This is a genomic window from Hydrogenophaga sp. GW823-FHT04C09 (genome assembly GCF_058796355.1).
The window spans coordinates 596,912-616,626 of record NZ_JBXAIO010000003.1; the positions used below are offsets into that span (position 1 = coordinate 596,912).

General features: G+C 68.4%; 25 protein-coding genes. 17 read left to right on the plus strand and 8 right to left on the minus strand.

Annotated features, from left to right (window positions below; translation table 11 throughout):
• The first annotated feature begins 154 nt into the window (after nt 1-154).
• Nucleotides 155-478, plus strand: coding sequence for a hypothetical protein (locus tag AC1Q9M_RS11945; RefSeq protein WP_382320942.1), 324 nt, complete (start codon nt 155-157; stop codon nt 476-478).
• Nucleotides 479-488: 10 nt separating this feature from the next.
• On the opposite strand, the gene pcp is transcribed toward AC1Q9M_RS11945, so the two are convergent.
• Together pcp and AC1Q9M_RS11955 are read right to left on the minus strand one after the other, a co-directional pair.
• Nucleotides 489-1,130, minus strand: coding sequence for a pyroglutamyl-peptidase I (pcp, locus tag AC1Q9M_RS11950; RefSeq protein WP_444687084.1), 642 nt, complete (start codon nt 1,128-1,130; stop codon nt 489-491).
• A 4-nt stretch (nt 1,131-1,134) separates the two neighbouring features.
• A complete protein-coding gene (locus AC1Q9M_RS11955) occupies nt 1,135-1,890 on the minus strand; it encodes a tRNA-uridine aminocarboxypropyltransferase (protein WP_382320945.1) in 756 nt (251 codons plus the stop codon).
• A 154-nt stretch (nt 1,891-2,044) separates the two neighbouring features.
• Here AC1Q9M_RS11955 and AC1Q9M_RS11960 point away from each other — a divergent pair, with 154 nt between their 5' ends.
• The 8 genes from AC1Q9M_RS11960 (at nt 2,045) to AC1Q9M_RS11995 (ending at nt 6,797) form a co-directional block, all read left to right on the plus strand.
• Nucleotides 2,045-2,434, plus strand: a complete 390-nt coding sequence (locus tag AC1Q9M_RS11960; protein ID WP_382156306.1) for a hypothetical protein — start codon at nt 2,045-2,047, stop codon at nt 2,432-2,434.
• Between the two features lie 96 nt (nt 2,435-2,530).
• Complete coding sequence (locus AC1Q9M_RS11965; RefSeq protein ID WP_492433942.1) at nt 2,531-3,751, plus strand: GGDEF domain-containing protein; 1,221 nt, start codon at nt 2,531-2,533, stop codon at nt 3,749-3,751.
• Between the two features lie 38 nt (nt 3,752-3,789).
• Nucleotides 3,790-4,404 carry a DUF938 domain-containing protein gene (locus AC1Q9M_RS11970; protein WP_444687086.1) on the plus strand — a complete coding sequence of 205 codons (615 nt, stop codon included), beginning with the start codon at nt 3,790-3,792 and terminating at the stop codon, nt 4,402-4,404.
• Nucleotides 4,405-4,456: 52 nt separating this feature from the next.
• Complete coding sequence (locus AC1Q9M_RS11975; protein ID WP_382320948.1) at nt 4,457-4,933, plus strand: tellurite resistance TerB family protein; 477 nt, start codon at nt 4,457-4,459, stop codon at nt 4,931-4,933.
• 124 nt (nt 4,934-5,057) lie between these two features.
• A complete protein-coding gene (locus tag AC1Q9M_RS11980; RefSeq protein WP_291113444.1) occupies nt 5,058-5,504 on the plus strand; it encodes an RcnB family protein in 447 nt (148 codons plus the stop codon).
• Between the two features lie 146 nt (nt 5,505-5,650).
• On the plus strand, nt 5,651-6,259 hold the full coding sequence (locus AC1Q9M_RS11985; protein WP_382156296.1) for a DsbC family protein: 609 nt from the start codon (nt 5,651-5,653) through the stop codon (nt 6,257-6,259).
• Nucleotides 6,260-6,364: 105 nt separating this feature from the next.
• Nucleotides 6,365-6,505, plus strand: a complete 141-nt coding sequence (locus AC1Q9M_RS11990; protein ID WP_382328490.1) for a hypothetical protein — start codon at nt 6,365-6,367, stop codon at nt 6,503-6,505.
• Between the two features lie 10 nt (nt 6,506-6,515).
• Nucleotides 6,516-6,797, plus strand: a complete 282-nt coding sequence (locus tag AC1Q9M_RS11995) for a DUF427 domain-containing protein (RefSeq protein ID WP_382156294.1) — start codon at nt 6,516-6,518, stop codon at nt 6,795-6,797.
• Nucleotides 6,798-6,810: 13 nt separating this feature from the next.
• On the opposite strand, the gene AC1Q9M_RS12000 is transcribed toward AC1Q9M_RS11995, so the two are convergent.
• Nucleotides 6,811-7,407: an NAD(P)H-dependent oxidoreductase gene (locus AC1Q9M_RS12000; protein WP_492433947.1), complete on the minus strand. Its 597-nt coding sequence runs from the start codon at nt 7,405-7,407 to the stop codon at nt 6,811-6,813.
• Nucleotides 7,408-7,490: 83 nt separating this feature from the next.
• Nucleotides 7,491-8,432 (minus strand): ribosome biogenesis GTPase YlqF, encoded by a 942-nt coding sequence (gene ylqF, locus AC1Q9M_RS12005; RefSeq protein WP_291113434.1) that lies wholly within the window; start codon nt 8,430-8,432, stop codon nt 7,491-7,493.
• Between the two features lie 131 nt (nt 8,433-8,563).
• Here ylqF and AC1Q9M_RS12010 point away from each other — a divergent pair, with 131 nt between their 5' ends.
• The gene (locus tag AC1Q9M_RS12010; protein ID WP_382156290.1) at nt 8,564-9,034 is read left to right on the plus strand and encodes an SRPBCC family protein; all 471 of its coding nucleotides are present in this window, start codon (nt 8,564-8,566) and stop codon (nt 9,032-9,034) included.
• Nucleotides 9,035-9,065: 31 nt separating this feature from the next.
• Here AC1Q9M_RS12010 and AC1Q9M_RS12015 read toward each other — a convergent pair whose 3' ends face one another.
• Entirely contained in the window at nt 9,066-9,674 is a 609-nt protein-coding gene (locus AC1Q9M_RS12015; protein WP_382320953.1) for a TetR/AcrR family transcriptional regulator, read from the minus strand.
• 75 nt (nt 9,675-9,749) lie between these two features.
• Between AC1Q9M_RS12015 and AC1Q9M_RS12020 the strand changes: the two genes are divergently transcribed.
• Complete coding sequence (locus AC1Q9M_RS12020) at nt 9,750-10,385, plus strand: NAD(P)H-dependent oxidoreductase (RefSeq protein ID WP_382320955.1); 636 nt, start codon at nt 9,750-9,752, stop codon at nt 10,383-10,385.
• Here the strand turns inward: AC1Q9M_RS12020 and AC1Q9M_RS12025 are convergent.
• The 3 genes from AC1Q9M_RS12025 to AC1Q9M_RS12035 all read right to left on the minus strand — a co-directional run bounded on the left by AC1Q9M_RS12025 (nt 10,366) and on the right by AC1Q9M_RS12035 (nt 13,949).
• A complete protein-coding gene (locus AC1Q9M_RS12025) occupies nt 10,366-11,259 on the minus strand; it encodes a dienelactone hydrolase family protein (protein WP_444687091.1) in 894 nt (297 codons plus the stop codon). The two genes, AC1Q9M_RS12020 and AC1Q9M_RS12025, sit on opposite strands and share 20 nt — an antisense overlap.
• Before the next feature lie 92 nt (nt 11,260-11,351).
• Entirely contained in the window at nt 11,352-12,911 is a 1,560-nt protein-coding gene (gshA, locus tag AC1Q9M_RS12030; RefSeq protein WP_382156282.1) for a glutamate--cysteine ligase, read from the minus strand.
• Nucleotides 12,912-12,944: 33 nt separating this feature from the next.
• A complete protein-coding gene (locus AC1Q9M_RS12035; protein ID WP_444687093.1) occupies nt 12,945-13,949 on the minus strand; it encodes a tRNA dihydrouridine synthase in 1,005 nt (334 codons plus the stop codon).
• Between the two features lie 360 nt (nt 13,950-14,309).
• Here AC1Q9M_RS12035 and AC1Q9M_RS12040 point away from each other — a divergent pair, with 360 nt between their 5' ends.
• From AC1Q9M_RS12040 to AC1Q9M_RS12065, 6 genes are all read left to right on the plus strand, one after another.
• Nucleotides 14,310-14,924, plus strand: coding sequence for an RluA family pseudouridine synthase (locus AC1Q9M_RS12040; RefSeq protein WP_444687094.1), 615 nt, complete (start codon nt 14,310-14,312; stop codon nt 14,922-14,924).
• Between the two features lies 1 nt (nt 14,925).
• Complete coding sequence (locus AC1Q9M_RS12045; protein WP_382320959.1) at nt 14,926-15,705, plus strand: SDR family NAD(P)-dependent oxidoreductase; 780 nt, start codon at nt 14,926-14,928, stop codon at nt 15,703-15,705.
• Nucleotides 15,706-15,723: 18 nt separating this feature from the next.
• The gene (locus tag AC1Q9M_RS12050) at nt 15,724-16,296 is read left to right on the plus strand and encodes a histidine phosphatase family protein (RefSeq protein WP_492433952.1); all 573 of its coding nucleotides are present in this window, start codon (nt 15,724-15,726) and stop codon (nt 16,294-16,296) included.
• 363 nt (nt 16,297-16,659) lie between these two features.
• Complete coding sequence (locus AC1Q9M_RS12055; RefSeq protein ID WP_492433954.1) at nt 16,660-17,850, plus strand: SPM autocatalytic domain-containing protein; 1,191 nt, start codon at nt 16,660-16,662, stop codon at nt 17,848-17,850.
• Nucleotides 17,851-17,948: 98 nt separating this feature from the next.
• A complete protein-coding gene (bktB, locus tag AC1Q9M_RS12060; RefSeq protein WP_492433956.1) occupies nt 17,949-19,139 on the plus strand; it encodes a beta-ketothiolase BktB in 1,191 nt (396 codons plus the stop codon).
• Between the two features lie 16 nt (nt 19,140-19,155).
• A complete protein-coding gene (locus tag AC1Q9M_RS12065; RefSeq protein ID WP_444687095.1) occupies nt 19,156-19,701 on the plus strand; it encodes a DUF4256 domain-containing protein in 546 nt (181 codons plus the stop codon).
• The last annotated feature ends 14 nt before the right edge of the window (nt 19,702-19,715 follow it).

Sequence of the window (19,715 nt, forward strand, 5' to 3'; positions counted from 1 at the left end):
CCAATCACCCGCATTAAATATCGATTGACCGAATACCACACGGATTCAAACGCCAATAGCGGAAATATTCGCCAATGAGCCTGCCGTGGCCGACGATTGGCGGCATTCATGCAACGAATGGCGCCGCACCTTTCAAAGGCAAAATCCCAACACCATGGCCCGCCCCCACCACCACGTCTACGTGATCGAACTCTCCAGGGACGTGCTGAACGAAAGCAAATTCCGCAAGAACAACCCGGGCTACATCGACGGCAAACCCTGCGTCTACGTCGGCATGACCGGCCTCGACCCGGACGTGCGTTTCGACAAGCACAAGGCCGGCATCCAGGCCAATGCCTACGTGTTCAAGTACGGTCTGCGCCTGCTGCCCGACCTCTACGAGGCTTTCAACCCCATGCGGTATGAAGCCGCCGTGGAGAAGGAAATCGAGATCGGCATCGACCTGCGCTCGGCCGGTTTCGGCGTCTGGCAGGCCTGAGTCGGCCGGCTCAGTGGGTGGTGCCGGCGCCCAGCGCGTGGTCCTTGTCCACCTGCAGCGCGCTGCGCACGGCCACCCGCAGCCCGCGCACGATGTCGTCGAGCGCCATGTTCGGCACCCCCTGTTCCGGCAGCCACGGCACGTGCACGAAACCACCGCGCGTGTGCGCCAGTTCTGGCACCGTGGACAGGGTGCGCATCAGGCCGTAGAACACGTGGTTGCAGACAAAGGTGCCGGCGGTCTGCGACACCTCGGCGCCCACGCCTTCTTCGTGCAGCGCGGCGAGCATGGCCTTGATGGGCAGGCCGGTGAAGTAGGCCACGGGCGCGTCCCGGACCACCGGCGTGTCCACGGGCCTCGCGCCCGCGTTGTCGGCCAGGGGCGCGTCGTTCACGTTGATGGCCACGCGCTCCAGCGACAACACCTTGCGCCCACCGGCCTGCCCCACACAGATGACGAGGGCAGGCTGATGCTGCCGCAGCAGCGCGTCCAGCTCGCACAGCGAGGCGTCGAACACGGTGGGCAACTGCGCCGCCACCACGGTGTGGCCGAGCACTTTGCGACCGTGCAGCGCCTGCACGGCCAGCCAGCTGGGGTTGAGCGATTGACCGCCGAAGGCATCGAAACCGGTGAGCAAGACCTTTTTTTGCATCGCGTCAATCTACCGCACGCAGCGCCTGCAGCCGCCCGTGGGCCTCGGAGGCGATGTCCAGCGGGGTGCTGCGCTTGATGCTGAGGTAGTGCGCGGTGAACACGTCCAGCCACGCGGCCAGCGTCTGTGCCGCATGGCTTTCACCGGCCAGGTCCAGGCAGAGCGCCGCCACTTCGGATGTGCAGAAGTGGCTCTCGCGGAACGACCGCCTCAGGCGGTAGTTGGAGACCACCTGTTCGGGGTGCAGGCTGAGCACGGGCAGGTGGTCCAGATAGGGGCTCTTGCGGAACATCTTGCGCGCTTCGGACCAGGTGCCGTCGAGCAACACGAACAAGGGTTTCCTGGCGCTTCCGTGTGCGGGCTCCGCGTGCTGCAGTTCGGTCACCACGCGCTCGGGCGGCACGAACTCGCCGGGAAACACGAGGTAAGGCTGCCATTGCGGGTCAGCCAGCAGGGCGGGCAGGCCGGGGTCCACTTCGGTGCGGGACCATTTGAAGGCCCAGGTGTCGGCCACCACGTCGGCCACCAGCCAGCCGGTGTTGCTGGGCTTGAGCGCTTCGATGTCGCCCATGATGAGGCAGACGCCGGCGTGCGTGGGCGTCCGCGGGCGCCAGGCGCACAGGCAATGGCTGGCGGTCAGCCGGCAACCGGCGCAGCGCCCCAGGCCCGAGCCGCGGGCCACAAAAGGTTTGGCACTGGCGGCCAGGCGGGCGGTGCGCAGGCGCGAGACGGCATGCCCGGAGGCGGAAACAGAATGCATGCAAGGAATGTAGGCGCAAGTGCCCAGGCAGGGATTTTTCTTACACCCGCGGTCGCCAGATGTAACGCCTTTCGCGGTCAGCCGGCCCTGGCTCCGTTGGTCGCCCTGCGGGGCGGCCTGAACGGCGTTTGGCACATGATGGCGGGGATTTCTCATGACCAAGACCACCAGCTCCAAGACCAAGTCCGGGCGGCGCAAAGCCCATCGGCGCAGAACCCAACCCCTGCTTTTCAACGGCCTCGGCGCGCTGTTGGCAGGCATCTTCCTGTGGATGGTGTCCTTGGCGATGGCGACCGAGGCTTCGCTCAAGTCCGCCGCCAAGGCCTTGCTTGCACCGGCCTGGATGGCGCTGGGCCTGGGCGTGGGGCTGCTGGTGCTGCACGTGATGTCCAAACGCCGCGCGCAGGCCGAAGCGGCCATGCTGCTGCGCCAGCACTCGACATTCCTCGAACCGATGCCGCGGCTCAAGCCCCGCCCCAGCAAGCCCAGGCACAAGGAGCCCTTTCAGGGACAGCAGCAGCGCACATCGGCCACGGGCCGGTAGCGCTTGCGCTGCTGGATCCGCACGCAATGCGAAAGGGCGTGACAAACTTGACGGGATAGGACCTCGCCCTCCCGGTCGACTCCCGATAATCCTCGCATGCCCATTGCCGAAATCGCTGTCTGGTCCGCCATGCTGGGTGGCTTGTGCACCCTCGCGGCACTGGCACTGGCCGACCTGTTCCAGGGCCACAGCATCGGCTCTCTTCGCAACCTGCTGTTCGTGTCGATCACCGGCGCCAGCTGCGTGGTGATGACGGGTTTGCCCGAGGTCTTCTTTCCCGATCTGCCCGAGCGGCTGATGATGGTGCTCAAGGCCGGCCTGGGCCCGGCGGCCGGGGCCATGGGCCTGTACTACGTGGGCACGTGGCTGGGCGGCGCCCGCGAGGACGGGCGGGTGCACCGGCTCACGGCGGTGGGCGGTGCGCTGCTGGTGTCTGCCACGGTCATCCTGGTGGTGCTGGCCAGCCAGATCGAACCCGACAATTTCCGCGAATTGCTGGTGGCCACCGCGGTGGTGAACATGGTGCCGGTGTTGCTCGCGCTGGCGGCCGCGTTGCGCGCCGCCCGGCTGGGTGACCCGCTCGCGCGCTGGATGGTGGTGGCCATCGGCTGCCTGGCCGTCACGACGATCGGCCATTACCTGCGCGGCCTCGACGTGCCGGGGCTGGGCCTGGGCGCCTGGCTGTTCACGGCGGTGATCACGCTGGTGTTTTTCCTCATGGCCTCGGTGCTGGGCCTGCTGCGCAACCGGCACAACCGCGAGATCGCGCGCCTCTCGCGCCTGTCGAACAGCACGGACCCGGCCACCGGCCTGTCCACGGGTTCGGCGCTCATCGCCGACGTGGAGCACGCCCTCTGGCGCGCCGCCCGCCTGGACTGCGAGGCAGCCGTGTTGTGCCTGTACGTGAGCAACCTGTATGAACTGGCCGAATCGGCCGGTCCCAGCGCGGAGCATCAGATCCTGTCCACCGTGGCGGCGCGCATCCGCCGCGCGGCGGGCTTTCGTTGCGTGGTGGGGCTGTACCACCCCCGGTGCTTCGTGGTGGTGCTCACCATGGACCCGCACCAGCCCCCCGTGCGCGCCACGGCCGCGCGCATGGCCTTGACGGTGTCCAACCCCTTGACGGTGTTCGACGAGCAGCGCAAGCGCCAGCCGTTTCGCCCGCGCATCGGCCTGGGCGTGGTCACGGTGGACCCCGCCAGCGCCACGCCCACCGACGTGATCAACGAAGCCGAGCGCCAGGCGCTGGCCATGGCCAGCACGGCACCCCGCGACGGCGAACAAGGGGTGGAAACCGAGCCCGCGCGCCTGCGCTGACGGCCCTGAGCGCCCAGTCCGTGCCGGACAATGGCCTCATGAACGCCAACATCCTGCGCCTGAGCCCCGCCGCCGAACGCAACAAGCGGCCCATTCTGGACGTGCTCCGCCAGGTGCTGCCCGAGCAAAGCCGCGTGCTGGAGATCGCCTCGGGCACGGGCCAGCACGCGGCCTGGTTCGCCGCCGCCATGCCGGGCTGGCGCTGGCAGCCCACGGACTTCCAGGCCGACGCCCTGCCCTCCATCCGCGCCTGGGCAGCCGACACCACCGCAGGCCATGTGCTCGCGCCGCTGCAGCTGGACGTGCTCGCACCCGCGTGGCCGGTGGGCCCCGAGCCTTTTGACGGCATCTATTGCGCCAACATGCTGCACATCGCGCCCTGGGCGACCTGCGCGGCGCTCATGCAGGGCGCGGCCCGGCACCTCACGCCGCTGGGTGCGCTCATCACCTACGGCCCCTACCTGGAAGACGGCGTGCCCACCTCGCCAGGCAACCTGGCGTTCGACGAGAGCCTGCGGCGCGAGAACGCGGCCTGGGGCATCCGCCGGCGGGAAGCCGTGGAAGGTGAAGCCCGGCACGCCGGCCTGGTGCTGAGCGAACGGCATGCCCTGCCGGCCAACAACCTGCTGCTGGTCTGGCGCCGGGAACCCTGAGCCCTCGCCCCGGCTCCACCTCTCTACCACCGCGCCACACCTTTTCCACACCATGCTCAGAAACCTCAAGGACCTGTTCGACACCCTCACCGCCAGCCTCACGGCACCGGCCGGCGCCCAGGCGCCCGCCGAGCAGGAACACACCCTGCAGCTCGCCACCGCCGTGCTGCTGGTGGAAGTGATGCGCGCCGAGCCCAGCCTGCAGGACAGCGAGCGCGACGCGGTGCTGACGGCCCTGCGCCGCAAGTTCGCGCTGAGCGACGACGAGCTGCAGCGCCTGCTGGAGCTGGCCCACGAGACCGCGCGCACCGCCTACGACTACCAGCGCTTCACCGCGCTGATGAACGAGCGCTTCACGCAGGCGCAGAAGATCCGCGTGGTGGAAGCGATGTGGGAGGTGGCCTTCGCCGACCACCACCTGGACGCGCACGAGCACCATGTCATCAGCAAGGTGGCCGGCCTGCTGCATGTGACACATGGTGAGTACATCGCGGCCAAGCTGCACGCCCAGGCCGCCATGAAAGGCTGAGCGGCAAGGCTTCGGTGGGCGGCACAAGCCGGTACAGAACTTTGCACAGGCGGAGCGCGGCATTTACCGGGCGTTCACATGCGCCGGACACGATGGAGTCTCACCAACCCCAGGAGAAAGCTCCATGAAATCCCGAAACCTTGTTGTGTACGCCCTGGCGGCCGCCTCCCTCGGCGTGAGTTCGCTGTCCTTCGCGCAAGGTGCGCGATTCGAGCCCAGCCACCTGCAGCGCGTGGACGACCGGCGCGATGACCGCCGGGACTACCGCCAGGACCGGCGCGACGATCGCCGCGATTTCCGCCACGACCGCCGTGACGACCGGCGCGACTACCGCCACTCGCGCAACGACCGGCACTACCACCACTACTACTACAACGCGCGCGGCCCCGAGTTCCGCCGCGGTGGCTACATCCCCTACGAATACCGCAACCGCCAGTACGTGGTGGTGAACCCGCACCAGCACCGCCTGTACGCGCCGCCGCGCGGCCACCAGTGGGTGCAGGTCGGCACCGACTATGTGCTGGTCGCCATCGCCACCGGCCTGATCGCCAACCTGATCCTGAACAACTGACGTTCCACGGCGCAGACACCGCCGCGCCCAGGGCGCAGCACATCCGCAAGCCGGGGTGCTGCGCCCTTTGCCATGGGCCCCACGCTCACGGGGGTGCGCCTTCTCTGCGATGATGCGGCCCAGGAAAACCACCGATGCGATCCGCCATGAAACTCCGCCACCTCACCCTCCCCCTGATGGCCGCCCTGGCCCTTTCGCTGGCCGCCTGCTCCAAGGAAGAAACCACCGGCGCGCCGAGCGCCGCTGGCGCCCCCGCGGCCGACACCAGCCCCATCCCCCCGGCCCAGGCCTACGATGTGCTCGCCGCGCAAGGCAAGGGCTTCACCGCCGGTGCCCTGATGAGCGCCAACACGGTCTACGTGCTGTTCGACCCGCAGTGCCCGCACTGCGGCCACCTGTGGCAGGCGTCCGTGCCGCTGCAGAGCAAGGTGAAGTTCGTGTGGCTGCCCGTGGCCATCATGAACGCCAAGAGCGCGCCGCAAGGCGCGGCCATCATGACCGCCGCCAACCCGGTGGAAACCATGAACGCGCACGAGCAGCAGCTGCTCACGGGCCAGGGCGGCATGTCGGCCTCGGCCAGCATTCCGGACGACGTGATGGCGAGCATCAAGGCCAACACCGCGCTGCTGGAGCGCCTGGGCGCCACCTCGGTGCCGTTCATGGTGGCCAAGCACCAGCGCACGGGTGCCGTGATCACGCAAAGCGGCGCCCTCGGCGTCGAGGCCCTGGCCAATTTCCTGGGCATGGGGCAGTAGCCCGAGGCTGCGCGTTCCGGGCGCCCGGCAGGGGCTTGAAACGCGCATTTTGTCGCTTACCATCGGCGCATCTGCCGCGTTTCGCGGTGTCAATTGGAGGTCCCCATGGGCAAGGAACAACGCAACGAAAAAATGGCCAAGAAACCCAAGAAGGACACCTCGGCGCCCAAGGGCCCCGTGTCCTCCGACCGGCCGGTGCCGCCGGTCACGTCCGTGATGCCGCGCGGCAAAGAGAAGAACAAGTGAGCGCCGCCGCATGAAGGCGACGTGGAACGGCGTGACCATCGCCGAGAGCGACGACACCGTGGTCGTGGAAGGCAATCACTACTTCCCGGAGAGTTCGCTCAACCGCGATCACGTCACCTTCAGCAACCACCGCACCACCTGCGCGTGGAAGGGCCAGGCGAGCTACTACTCGCTGCTGGTCAACGGCGAACTCAACACCGACGCCGCCTGGTACTACGCCGACCCCAAGCCCGAAGCCGAGATGGTCAAGGGCCGCGTGGCGTTCTGGAAAGGCGTGAAGATCGAGGCCTGAGCACCGGCACGCCTCAGGCCGCGTCGCGGCCGAGCCGGCGCAGCTTGGCCTGCCACCGGGCCACACCGGCCTCCCCCAGTTGCTCGACCGAGCCCACCAGCGTTTCGTGGATCGGCGCGAAGCCGATGAACCCGAGGATGTTGCGCTCCAGCGCCTTGAGGCTGTGCGCGCGGAAGTACCAGCGGTAGGCCAGTGCCGGCATGCCCATGGTCACCACCACACGGGCCGAACGGCCGCTCAGGGGCTTGCGGCCGAACTCCCTGGCTCCCTCGGGGCCGACCGCGAAACCCGGCCGCGCCACCTGCTCCAGCCAGGCCTTGAGCAGCGCCGGCATCTCGCCCAACCAGAGCGGAAAGAACAGCACCACGTGCTCGGCCCAGAGGATGTGCTGCTGCGAAGCCTGCAGCGCCGGGGGCACGCCGCCGTGTTTCCAGTCGTGCGCGCTGCGCAGCACGGGAAAGTCCAGTTCACCCACCGCCACGCGGCGCACCTCGTGGCCGGCCGCGATCGCGCCTCCCGCGTAGGCCTCCACCAGCAGGTGGTTGAGGTGCCGGCCCGAGGTGTCGGGATGGCCTTCGATCAGCAGGATGCGGCGGGGAGAGGTGCTCATGGCAGGCTCCAGAAGGGGTGGAGCCCATGCTCGCACCGCGCGGGCGCGGGCGCCTTGACGCGGGTCAAGGCCCGCTCACCGGCTCAGCGCCGGTCGGGCTTGCGCGGTTTGGCCGCGCGTTCCTTCTTGCGGCCCTGGCGCTCGGCATCCGCCTTCTGCCCGGCCTGAAGCCAGCGCACGAACTGCTCGGGCGTCTCCAGCGTGATGCGCCCGAGCGTGCCGCTGCGGAAGTCCGCGATCACCAGCTCGGCCGCCTTCTGCCAGTTCACCGCGCCGCCACCCGCCAGCGCGCCGCGCTTGCGGCCGATCGCCTCCATGAGCTCTTCGTCCGGCAGGGCCGCGATGGCCTCGGGCGCGAGGCCCAGCTTGTAGCGCGCCTCCAGCAGGGGCGCGTAAGACAGCTTGAGCTTGTTGAGCAGCTCCAGCGCCACCTCCTGGTCGTCGTAGGCGTTGCGGCCCACCGCGCCGCTGGCGGCGAGGTTGAAGCCACTTTCAGGCACCACGATGCGCGGCCAGAGCATGCCAGGCGTGTCGAACAGGTAGAAGTCGTCGGCCAGGGCGATGCGCTGCTCGGTGCGGGTGATGCCGGCCTCGTCGCCGGTCTTGGCCGCGCGCTTGCCCATGAAGGTGTTGATCAGCGTGGACTTGCCCACGTTGGGAATGCCGCAGATCAGCACCCGCATGGGCTTGACCATGCCGCCCCGGTTGGGCGCCAGCTCGTGGCAGGACGCGATGATGGCGCGCGCCGGTGCCGTCACGCTTGCGTCCAGCGGGATCGCGCGCGTGTTCGGCTGGGCGTTGTAGTGCGCGAGCCAAAGCGCGGTGCGCTCGGGGTCGGCCATGTCCTGCTTGTTGACCACCTTGAGCGTGGGCTTGGCCGAGGTGAGTTCGGCCAGCAGCGGGTTGGCGCTGGAGCCGGGCAGGCGCGCGTCGAGCATCTCGATCACGACATCGATGTCCTTCACACGCTCGGTGATGGCCTTGCGCGTGAGGTGCATGTGCCCGGGAAACCACTGGATGCTCATCGGGGGAATCTCTCTGGGGAAACGGGGGTTGCGGGGCGGGTGCAGGGATTGTGCCTTGGTGTAACTCCCGGGGTCGCGCGCCTGGGCCGTCCCTACAATCGGCCTCAATCCAACACCCGCAGAGGCGCCTCATGAGCATCACCGTCAAGATCGATCTGGGCTACGAGTTCGACGTCAAGGCCAAGGCGGCCGAGGTGTTCGAAGTGCTCTCCAATGTGCCCGAGTCGGTCAGCCATTTCCCGAAGGTGGAGAAGCTCAGCGACCTGGGCGGCGGTGTCTACCAGTGGGAAATGGAAAAGGTCGGCACCGCGCAGGTGAACATCCAGACCGTGTACGCCAGCAAATACGTGAGCGACCAGGCGCGCGGCACCGTTAAATGGACCCCGGTCAAGGGCGTGGGCAACGCCCTGGTGGGCGGCAACTGGAAGATCGTGGACAACAAGAAGTCCACCGGCCTGACCCTGGCCATCCAGGGCGAGATCGAGGTGCCTCTGCCCGGCCTGATGAAGATGGTGGTGGCCCCCGTGGTCGAGGGCGAGTTCGAGAAGCTGGTCGAAAAGTACATCGCCAACCTCATCAAGCGCTTCGGCGGCGAGGCCTGATCCGCCCCTTGCCGCCTTCAGTGAGCGCGTTTCAAGTCCTGCGCGCGATCCGCACGATGGCGTCGTAGATCTCGTGCTCGGCATCCACCGGGTCGAGTTCGCCCGCGGCCGCCGCGAACGACACGGCCTCCGCCGTGCCCAGCATGGCGCGCATGCCCGCCGGCCCGATGGGCTGCTTCGCGAACGGCTGCAGCGCGGCCTGGCACTTCGCCTGGAACGCCGCCTCCAGCTTCTTCTTCAGGGCGTCGAGTTCGGGTGAGCCCGCCAGCGCCGCGCTGACGCCGGGCATCTCGCGGCCCATCGCCATGACGCAGTTGAGATAGGTGGCAGCGATCACCTTCGCCACGGCCGGGAGCGACTTGCCCGATGCCTGCAAGGCCTCGTCCATCAAGGCGTGCTGCCGGTTGTCGTACTCCTCGTAGAGCGCGCTGAGCAGGCCGGTGCGCGTGCCGAAATGGTCGTACACCACGGGCTTCGTCACCCCCGCGCGCTCCGCCAGGTAGCCCAGCGTGAGCGCATCGGTGCCTTCGCCCCGCACGATGGACCACGCGACCTCCATGAGCTGGCGGTTGCGGTCTTCCTTGGACAGGCGCTTCTTCGGCGCGGCTTGATCAGCAGGGTTCATCGGATGGCTTGACATTGTTAACCTACCAAAGGTAACCTACAGACAGTAGATTACCAAAGGTAGTTTACACCCAAACCCCAAGGAGCCACCATGCACGCCCTCATCGTCGTCAGCCATCCCGATGCCCAGTCCCTCACACACGCCGTCGCGCGCTCGTTTGCCGAGGGCATTGCGGCCTCGGGCGAGCACACCACCGAGTTCGCCGACCTTGCCGCGGAAGGCTTCGACCCGGCTTTCAACCAGGCCGACCGCAACGCCTACTTTCTCCAGAAGCCCTTGCCTTCGGACGTCCTGCGCGAGCAGGCGCGCATCGACCGCGCCGACGCGCTCGTGCTGGTCTATCCCGTCTATTGGTGGTCGTTCCCCGGTCAGCTCAAAGGCTGGATCGACCGCGTGTTCGCCAATGGATGGGCCTACGACGAGGCGCCCGACGGCACGCTGGGCAAGCGGCTGGGCCGCCTCGCGGTCCACCTCATCGGCATCGGCGGCGCGGACGGCGGCACCTATGCGCGGCACGGCTACGACAAGGCGATGCGCACCCAGATCGACCACGGCATCTTCGATTTCTGCGGCGCGCGGGTCGTCACCTCGGAGTTCCTGCTCGATGTGAATGGGCAGGCGGCGGCGTCCCATGTGGTCACGGCGCGGGCCCTGGGCGGGAATGCGTTCGCGGAAAGCGCCACGTCGGCCGGTGGCGAACGGCTGATCACACCAGGTGCTGCCTGAAGAACGCCAGCGTGCGGTCCCACGAGAGTTTGGCCGCGGCGGCGTCGAAACGCGGCGTGGTGTCGTTGTTGAAGCCGTGCTGGGTGCCCGGGTACTGGTGCGCGGTGTAGCGCACGCTCGCCGCCTTGAGCGCGGCCTCGTAGGCCGGCCAGGCCGCGTTGATGCGCTCGTCCACCCCCGCGAAATGGATCAGCAGCGGCGCCTTCACCTTGGCCGCGGCCTCCACCGGCGGGTGGTTGCCGTAGTAGGGCACGGCCGCCGCCAGGTCGGGCAGCTCGGTGGCCAGCGTGTGGGCCACGCCCCCGCCATAACAGAACCCCACCACGCCGATGCGCCCGTTGCCGTCCGGCCGGGCCTTGAGCGTGGCGGCCGAGGCCAGGAAGTCCTGCTTCGTCTTGGCCTGGTCGAGCTGGGCGAACAGGGCGCGCGCCTTGTCCTCGTCGCCCGGGTAGCCGCCCAGCGGCGTGAGCGCATCGGGCGCGAATGCCAGATAACCGTCGAGCGCCAGGCGGCGCGCGATGTCTTCGATGTGGGGGTTCAGACCCCGGTTCTCGTGCACCACCAGCACGGCCGGCAGGCGCCCGCCGGCGGGGGGCGCCACGGGCTTGGCCACATAGGCCTTGATGGTGCCGTAACCCATCGGCGAAGGCACGCTCACCGTCTCGGTCTTGATGCGGGGGTCGTTCGCCGGCACCACCTGGGCGGCGGCGAAGTTCGGGCTGAGCGCGGCCAGCAGGCCCGCCGCCGTCATGCCGCCCACCGCGAACTTGGACGCGCGGTCCAGGAAGGCGCGGCGGTCGATGTCGCCATGCACGTAGGCGTCAAACAGGATCAGCAGTTCCTGATCGAAGTCGGCGGCGGTCAGACGAGTCATGGGCGATCTCCGGCAAAAAGATCGCAGGATAGGTCCCCCCGGGGCCGGGCGGGCCATTGCCCATCCGGTCAGGCGGGCTTTGCCGCCCTGCCTCAGGCCGCCAGCGACGCGGTCTGCGCCTGCGGACGGCCCAGCCGCGCCGGCGAGGTGTATTCCTGCCGGTAAATCTCGAACGGCATGGAGTCGGCCGCTTCGATGGCGCGCTGGTCTTCCACCGACTTCGTGGCCATCGCTTCGTACTTCGCCTGCAGCTTGCTGGCCCAGGGCAGGCCCGCCAGGTGCTGGTGCGTCACGCGCGACTGGGCGCGCGCGAACGCGACGAAGGAATCGCCATGGTGCTTGTGCATGGCCTGCAGCACGCGGGCCGAGGGCAGCTTGTCGGGGTCCTGCAGATGGCCTTGCGCCAGGGCCACGGCCAGGGCGTGCTCGTTGCCGCCGTGGGCCTCGTCCAGCAGCGCGGCGATCGGGACGAGCTGCTCCAGCAGCTCGGCGCCCCACTGCATCAGCGGCACGCTCTGGCCGTTGCGCATCAGGTTCAGGCCGGGTTCGCGGCCGCGCGCGGCGGTCAGGTGCTGGTTGTGCGCGAGCTCGCGGATCTCGGCCGGCGTGTCGGGCGGGCTGTCCGACAGCAGGCAGTGCAGCAGGAACACGTCGAGGAAACGCAGCGTGGGCGCGCCGATGCCGATGGGTTCGAAGGGGTTGAGGTCCATCAGCCGGACCTCGATGTACTCCACCCCGCGCTCGCGCAGGGCGTGCAGCGGGCGCTCGCCAGGGCGGATCACGCGCTTGGGGCGGATGGTGCCGTAGAACTCGTTCTCGATTTGCAGCAGCGTGGTGGCGAGCTGGTTGTAGTCGCCGCCCGGGTTGCGGATGCCCACCGCCTCGTACGCGGGCCAGGGGCGCGTGAGCGCGTCGTGCAGCGAGGCCGCGTAGCCTTCGAGGCCGTTGTAGCTCACCGCCAGCGTGGCCTGGGCCTCGCTCTGGTAACCCAGGCGGCCCATGCGCAGCGAGGTGCCGTGCGGCATGTACAGCGTGCCGGTGTCGCCCAGTTTCTGCAGCTCGTGCTGGCGGCCTTCGACGAAGGTGGAGCACAGCGCGGGCGAGGCACCGAACAGCGTGAGCAGCAGGAAGGCGTGGCGGCGGAAGTTGCGGATCAGCGCGAAGTAGCCGTCGTTGTCCACGCCCGGCAGCGACCAGTTGTAGTGGATGCCCGAGATGGTCTGCATGCGCCGGCCATAGCGGTGCGCCAGGCCCATGCGGTAGACGCTCTTGGCGCGGCCCACGTTGGACGAGCCGTAGCGGCCGATGGGGATGGTTTCGTCGGGCGGCAGGCCGCAGGGCATGCTCGACGCCCACATCATCTCGTCGCCCTGGGCGCGCAGGCTGCGCACGGTGTACTGGTGGACTTCGGTCAGCTCGGCCAGACAGGCTTCGACGCTGTCGTGCACGCCCGTGATCAGTTCGAGCTGGGACTCGCTGTAGTCGGTGGTGATGTGGGGGTGCGTGAGCGCACTGCCCAGCGCGGCCGGGTGTGGCGTGAGCGCCAGTTTGCCGTCGGGCTGGGCGCGCAGGCTTTCCTTTTCAATGCCGCGACGCATGCCGCGCAGACGGTCTCCTGGGAGGGCGGCCAGCCGTTGTTCGAGAGAGGTCATACAGGCGTCGTGGTTCGGGTCCGGGGCCGGAAGTTAACACGCCGGCGCCATTTCTGCTGGCAGCGCCCGGATCGACTCTGTGGTAAGGATGTCCGGTCCCTGGGCCCGCCGCAGCCAGGCCTCGATGTCGTCGGGCTCGTTCACCAGGCGCAGTTCGTCGAACGCGGCCTGGGCCTCGGGATAGCGTTTGCGCAGGTAGTTGAGCCATTGTTTGAGCCGCCCGGAGCGGTGGCGGCGCTCCACGCGGGCGCTCACCTGCCGCCAAAAGATCTCGAACAGCGGGGGCAGGACCGACCAGGGCACACCGCCCAGGCCTTTGATGGCCAGGGCCAGGCCGGGGTCGGTCACCATGCCTCGGCCGATCATGAGGTGTTCGCAGCCGGTCACCTCGCGGCAGCGCGCGGCGTCGGCCGCGGTCCAGATTTCGCCATTGGCGATCACCGGCAGGCGCCGGTGGGCCGGTGGCAGCGAGGCGCGCACCTCGGCCAGCCGGTCCCAGTAGGCGGGAGGCCGGTAGCCGTGGGCCTTGGTGCGCGCGTGGATCACGAGTTCGTCCGCCCCGGCCTCGGCGATGGCGTGGGCGCAGTCTTCGGCGCGTTCGTCGTCGTTGTAGCCCAGCCGCATCTTGGCGGAGACGGGCATGTGGGCCGGCACGGCGCGGCGCACGGCCGCCACGATGCGCCCGACCAGCTCGGGTTCGTCGAGCAGCACGGCGCCGCCCCGGCTCTGGTTGACGGTCTTGGCGGGGCAGCCGAAGTTCAGGTCGATGCCGTGCGGGCCCAGGCCGGCCAGGCGTTCTGCGTTTTCCGCGAGCAGGGTCGGGTCGGAGCCGAGCAGTTGGGCGCGCACGGGCACGCCGGCACGGGTGCGGCCGCCATTGAGCAGTTCGGGCACCACGCGGATGAAGGCACGCTCGGGCAGCACGGTGTTGGTCACGCGGATGAATTCGCTCACGCAGCGGTCGATCCCGCCCGTGCGCGTGAGCACATCGCGCAGGGTGGCGTCGAGCAATCCTTCCATGGGGGCCAGCAGCAGCATGCTGCGTATTGTCCTTTGCCTGGAGAATGTGTGGATGTGTTGCTCTTTTTCTCCGGCTGGTCCGGTCATCGGCGACCGGGGGGGACGGCTCCGCTCATGTCCCCCGAACCGGCTTCGCCGGTTCTCCTCCTTGACTTCGCTGCGCCGTCCCCCCCGGTCGCCGATGACCTCCTGGGTATTCGGAAGACTGCATGCCTACATCGCTTCCGGCGCGTGGGCGCATGGCGCTCTGCGCAGCGGGGTAAAGGAGGAGGCGGCACCAGCCGCCGGGGGACACCCGCGGAGCAGAGCGCCATGCGCCCACGCGCCCGCGAGGTGCAGCGAGTGAGCACCCTAAAGGTAATCCACGAAGACGAACAAATGATCGTCCTCGATAAACCCGCAGGCCTGCTCGCCGTCCCCGGAAGAGGCCCCGACAAGCAGGACTGCCTCAGCGCAAGGGCCCAGGCGAAATGGCCCGACGCCCTGGTGGTCCACCGGCTCGACATGGCCACCTCCGGCCTCGTCGTCATGGCCAGAGGCATCGAAGCCCAACGCCAGCTCAGCCGCGCCTTCGAACAAAGGGAAGTCCACAAACGCTACACCGCTGTCGTCGCCGGCACCCTGCACAAACCCCAACCCGACAACGGCTGGAACACCATCGACCTGCCCCTCACCATCGACTGGCCCAACCGGCCCCGCAGCATCGTCAGCGCCGAACTCGGCAAACCCAGCGTCACCCGCTGGCGCCTCGCCAGCCCCCTCACCGACGACGACACCACCACCCGGCTCGAACTCGAACCCGTCACCGGCCGCACCCACCAACTGCGCGTGCACCTGCAAGCCATCGGCCACCCCATACTCGGCGACATGCTGTACGCCACCCCCGAGCAGCAGGCCCGCGCCCCGCGCCTGCTGCTGCACGCCCACCAACTCTCGTTGCCCCATCCGCAGCACGGCGACACCGTGCACTTCCACAGCCCCTGCCCCTTCTGACATGACCACCACCCCACTCCAACTCACCATCCTCACCGGCGGCTCGCGCGGCATGGGCCTGGCCATGGCCCTGCAGTCGCTGCGGCCCAACGGCCACCTGCTCTGCATCTCACGCCACATCAACACCCAGCTCGCCGACGAAGCCCAGCGACTCGACGCCACCCTCACACAATGGGCGCAAGACCTCGCCGACACCACCGGCGCCGCGCAGCGCCTGGAGGACTGGTTGAATGAGCAGGCCGCCCAGGGCTTCGCCAGCGCCACCTTGATCAACAACGCTGGCGTGATCCCGCGCATCGGCCCCATCGACGACTGCCCGCCCGACGACCTCGCCAACGCGCTGCGCGTGGGCCTGGAGGCGCCCATGCAGCTCACCGCCGCCTTCCTGCGCGCCACCGGCGCCTGGGTGGACACCGGCTGGCGCGGCCCGCGCAAGGTGCTCAACATTTCCTCGGGCCTGGGCCGGCGCGCCATGGCGGCCCAGGCGCCCTACTGCGCCGCCAAGGCCGGCATGGACCACTTCACCCGCTGCAGCGCGCTCGACGAAGCGCAGCGCCCACATGGCGCGCGGCTGGTGTCGCTGGCTCCGGGTGTGATCGACACCGACATGCAGTCGCAACTGCGCTCGGGCGACCCGGCGGCGTTCCCCGACGTCGGACGCTTCAAGGACCTGAAAAGCCAGGGCCAGCTCAGCACCCCGCAAGACGCCGCCGCGAGCGTGCTGGCCTGGCTGGACCGGCCCGACTTCGGCAGCAACCCTGTCGCCGACGTGCGCGATTGACCGCGACCGGGAGACCCCATGCAACGACGCCACTTCACCCAGGCCACCGCCCTCGCCCTCACCACCCTGCCCACCCTCGCCTTCACGCAGGACGCGGGCTTCTGGACCCTGCTGCGCGAAGGCGGTTGCGTGCTGCTGATGCGCCACGCGCAGACCGAGCCCGGCGCGGGCGACCCGCCGGGCTTCACGCTCGGCGACTGCCGCACCCAGCGCATGCTCAGCGACACCGGCCGCAAACAGGCCAACAAGATGCACGAAGCCTTTCTGCGCGAGCGCGTGAAGATCAACGAGGTGCGCTCCAGCGCCTGGTGCCGCTGTGTGGACACCGCCATGCTGGCCTTCAAGAAGAACACCGTCTGGGCGCCGCTCAACGCCTTCTTCAGCCCCGACGAGCGCGACGAGCAGACGCGCGAGGTGCTCGATGCCGTGCAAGGCTGGTCGGCCCCGCGCAACCTGGCGCTGGTCACGCACCACATCAACGTCGCCGCCCTCACCGGCCAGACCCCGGCCATGGGCGAGATCCTGCTCACCCGGCCGGGCAAGGACGGCAGCGGCACGCAGTTGCGGGTGGTGGCGCGGCAGATGTTCTGAGTTAGGCGGGTCGGTGGCGGCCCGCAGAAACCACTCGATACAAGAGCTTTCTATTTGAACGTCGCATAAGCCGCGCGAATGGCGCGTGCGAGCGGCGAATAAGCGGTGCGTCTCACTGTTTTGTGGGATCGACATAGCTTGCTCGCTCAACAGAATCGAACCTCTATCAACTCACGAGGGAGGTTCGGGTGACGCATTCTTCAAAAACTGTCATTGCTCTGTTCTCATGTCTTCTGGCGGCATGCGCCCAGACAACGAAGCCCTTTACGACCACCACGCAGGCTGCGTCAGCAGAGGCTTCACTGGTACCGGCCCATCTACTCGGAGGACAGAGCGGCGCTCCTCAATTCTTGGAACGGCTTGATGACGTCCTCTGGCGCCACTCTCACCGCCAGCTTCTACCGCAACGGGCACATGCGCCCCGTTGCGTTCGATCCAAGGGATTTGAATCTCTACGATGCCGAGCAAGGTTGGGTGGGTTCCATGGACCATCCTTATCGCCAGAACGGCGCGGTGGTGGCCTTCGACCCGGACGGTGATTCGTCATCGCTGAGTTTCAGCATGGGCTCTGGCCCCGTGCACGGCCATGCATGGGCCAATCGGTATCTGACGGCTGATGCTCTCGACATCTACGATGCGGCTCAGGTGCCGGGTGCGTCGGTCGCGGAGACGGGCGCCTGGCAATACCTGTCCCACCGGGGTGACACCTACAGCGGCAGCGATCCGTTCACGATCCGGGTGACCGATGGGCAGGGCGCCTCCACGACCGTGGCGATCGCTGCAACACACAGCGGCTCCCCTCCCTCGGGCGGGTGGTATCCGGTCGTGATCGATCTGGCCAACGACGGCATCGAGCTGGTCCGGCCGGCCGATTCGAACGTCTTCATGGACATCAATGGCGATGGCCACAGAGACCGCATGGGCTGGGCCGCGCCGTCCGATGCGGTGCTGGTGCTCGATGCCAATCAGGACGGCCGCGTGGACATCGACCACGAGGTGAGCTTTGTCGGCCACCTGCCTGGCGCGCGCACGGACCTGGAAGGCCTCGTCGCCCACGACAGCAATGGCGATGGCCAGATCACCTCGGCCGATGACCGATGGAAGGACTTTGGCCTGTTCCAGGATCGCAACGGCAATGGCGTGCAGGACGAAGGCGAGTTCCTGTCTCTTGAGGCGGCAGGGCTTCGCAGCATCTCGTTGACGCGCGAAGGCGAGCCCGAGATGAACCAGGGCAACGTGGTCTTCGGCACCTCGGCGGTGACGTGGTCGGATGGCAGCGCGACGCGGGCTGCGGACGTCATGTTCGCGGGCGACGGCGTGCCACTGCCCGACGCCGCGGTGCAGGCCTTGCTCGCCGCTGCGGCTGCCACGGCTGAAGACGCAAGGATCGCCCAGATGGCCCTGTTGTTCAACCAGATGGCAGCGCTCCCAGACCCCGTGGAATCACCGGGCGCAACCGTCTTCGTCCCTCCAACGCACGAACACTTCACTGACGAATGGCTCGCAGCCGCGATCTGCGACTCCGGGAGCTTCACGGCGATGCCGACCATCTAACCCAGTACCACACCCACTGCAGCGGTGAGCTGGTCCGCGACTTCCTCTCGGGCAACGAGCTACGATGGCAGGTGCCCCTTCATCACCCGGAGACCTCCATGAGCAACCAGCGAGAAGTTTTTGTCGTCAGCGCCGTTCGCACCGCCATCGGCACCTTTGGCGGCAGCCTGAAAGACCAGCCTCCCACCGAACTCGGCGCGCTCGTCGTGCGCGAGTCGCTCGCGCGCGCGGGCGTCGAAGGCAGGGACGTGGGCCACGTGGTGTTCGGCCACGTGGTCAACACCGAGCCGAAAGACATGTACCTCTCGCGCGTCGCGGCCATCCAGGGCGGCTGCGCCGAAGGCACGCCCGCCTTCAACGTCAACCGCCTCTGCGGCTCTGGCCTGCAGGCCATCGTGTCGGCCGCGCAGGGCATCCTGCTGGGCGACACCGACGTGGCCATCGGCGCCGGTGCCGAATGCATGAGCCGCGCGCCGTTCGCCAGCCTGAACATGCGCTGGGGCGCGCGCATGGGCGACACCAAGATGGTGGACATGATGGTCGGCGCGCTGCACGACCCCTTCCACACCATCCACATGGGCGTGACGGCCGAGAACATCGCGGCCAAGTGGGGCATCACGCGCGAGGACCAGGACAGGCTCGCCGTGGAAAGCCACAACCGCGCGCAGCGCGCCACCGAGGCCGGCCTGTTCAAGGATCAGATCGTGCCCGTGATGCTCAAGAGCAAGAAGGGCGACGTGGCCTACGCCACCGACGAGCACTTCCGCGCCAACGCCACCCTGGACGACCTGGCCAAGCTCAAGCCCGTGTTCCTGAAGGAGAACGGCACCGTGACCGCCGGCAACGCCTCGGGCATCAACGACGCGGCCGCGGCCGTGGTGCTGATGGATGGCGGCGCGGTCAAGGCGCGCGGCGCGAAGCCGCTGGCCCGCCTGGTGGCGTATGCGCACGCGGGCGTGGACCCGAAGTACATGGGCATCGGCCCGGTGCCGGCCACGAAGCTGGCGCTGCAGAAGGCCGGCCTCACGGTGAAGGACCTGGACGTGATCGAGGCCAACGAAGCCTTCGCCGCGCAGGCCTGCGCCGTCACGCGCGACCTCGGCCTGGACCCGGCCAAGGTCAACCCCAACGGCTCGGGCATCTCGCTGGGCCACCCGATCGGCGCCACGGGCGCGCTGATCACCGTGAAGGCCCTCCACGAACTGCAGCGCATCCAGGGCCGCTACGCGCTGGTGACGATGTGCATCGGCGGCGGCCAGGGCATCGCTGCGATCTTCGAACGGGTTTGAACACAGGGGGCGCCACATGAAAGCCGAACAACGCGACGAGCTGCTGCGCACCTTGAAGCAGCGGTTCGAGAAGCACATGAAGCGGCACGCCAAGGTCGGCTGGGCCGACGTGCTGGCCCGCCTTCAAAGCAAGCCCGACAAGCTGAACACCCTGGCCGAGATGGAGAGCACGGGCGGCGAGCCCGACGTCATCGGCACGGCGGACGAGCACGGCGCCTACCTGTTCTGCGATTGCGCCGCCGAAAGCCCGGCGGGGCGCCGCAGCCTGTGCTTCGACGGCGAAGCCCTGGCCGCGCGCAAGGAGAACAAGCCGGCGGGCAGCGCGGCCGAGATGGCCCAGGCCATGGGCGTGTCGCTGCTGACCGAGGCGCAGTACCGCCAGCTTCAACAATTCGGCGAGTTCGACCTGAAGACCTCCAGCTGGGTGGCCACGCCGCCCGAGATCCGCAAGCTGGGGGGCGCCCTGTTCTGCGACCGGCGCTACGACCAGGTGTTCACGTACCACAACGGCGTGCAGTCGTATTACGCCTCGCGCGGGTTCAGGGGCTGGGTGAGCGTCTGAATCGGCGCATCGGT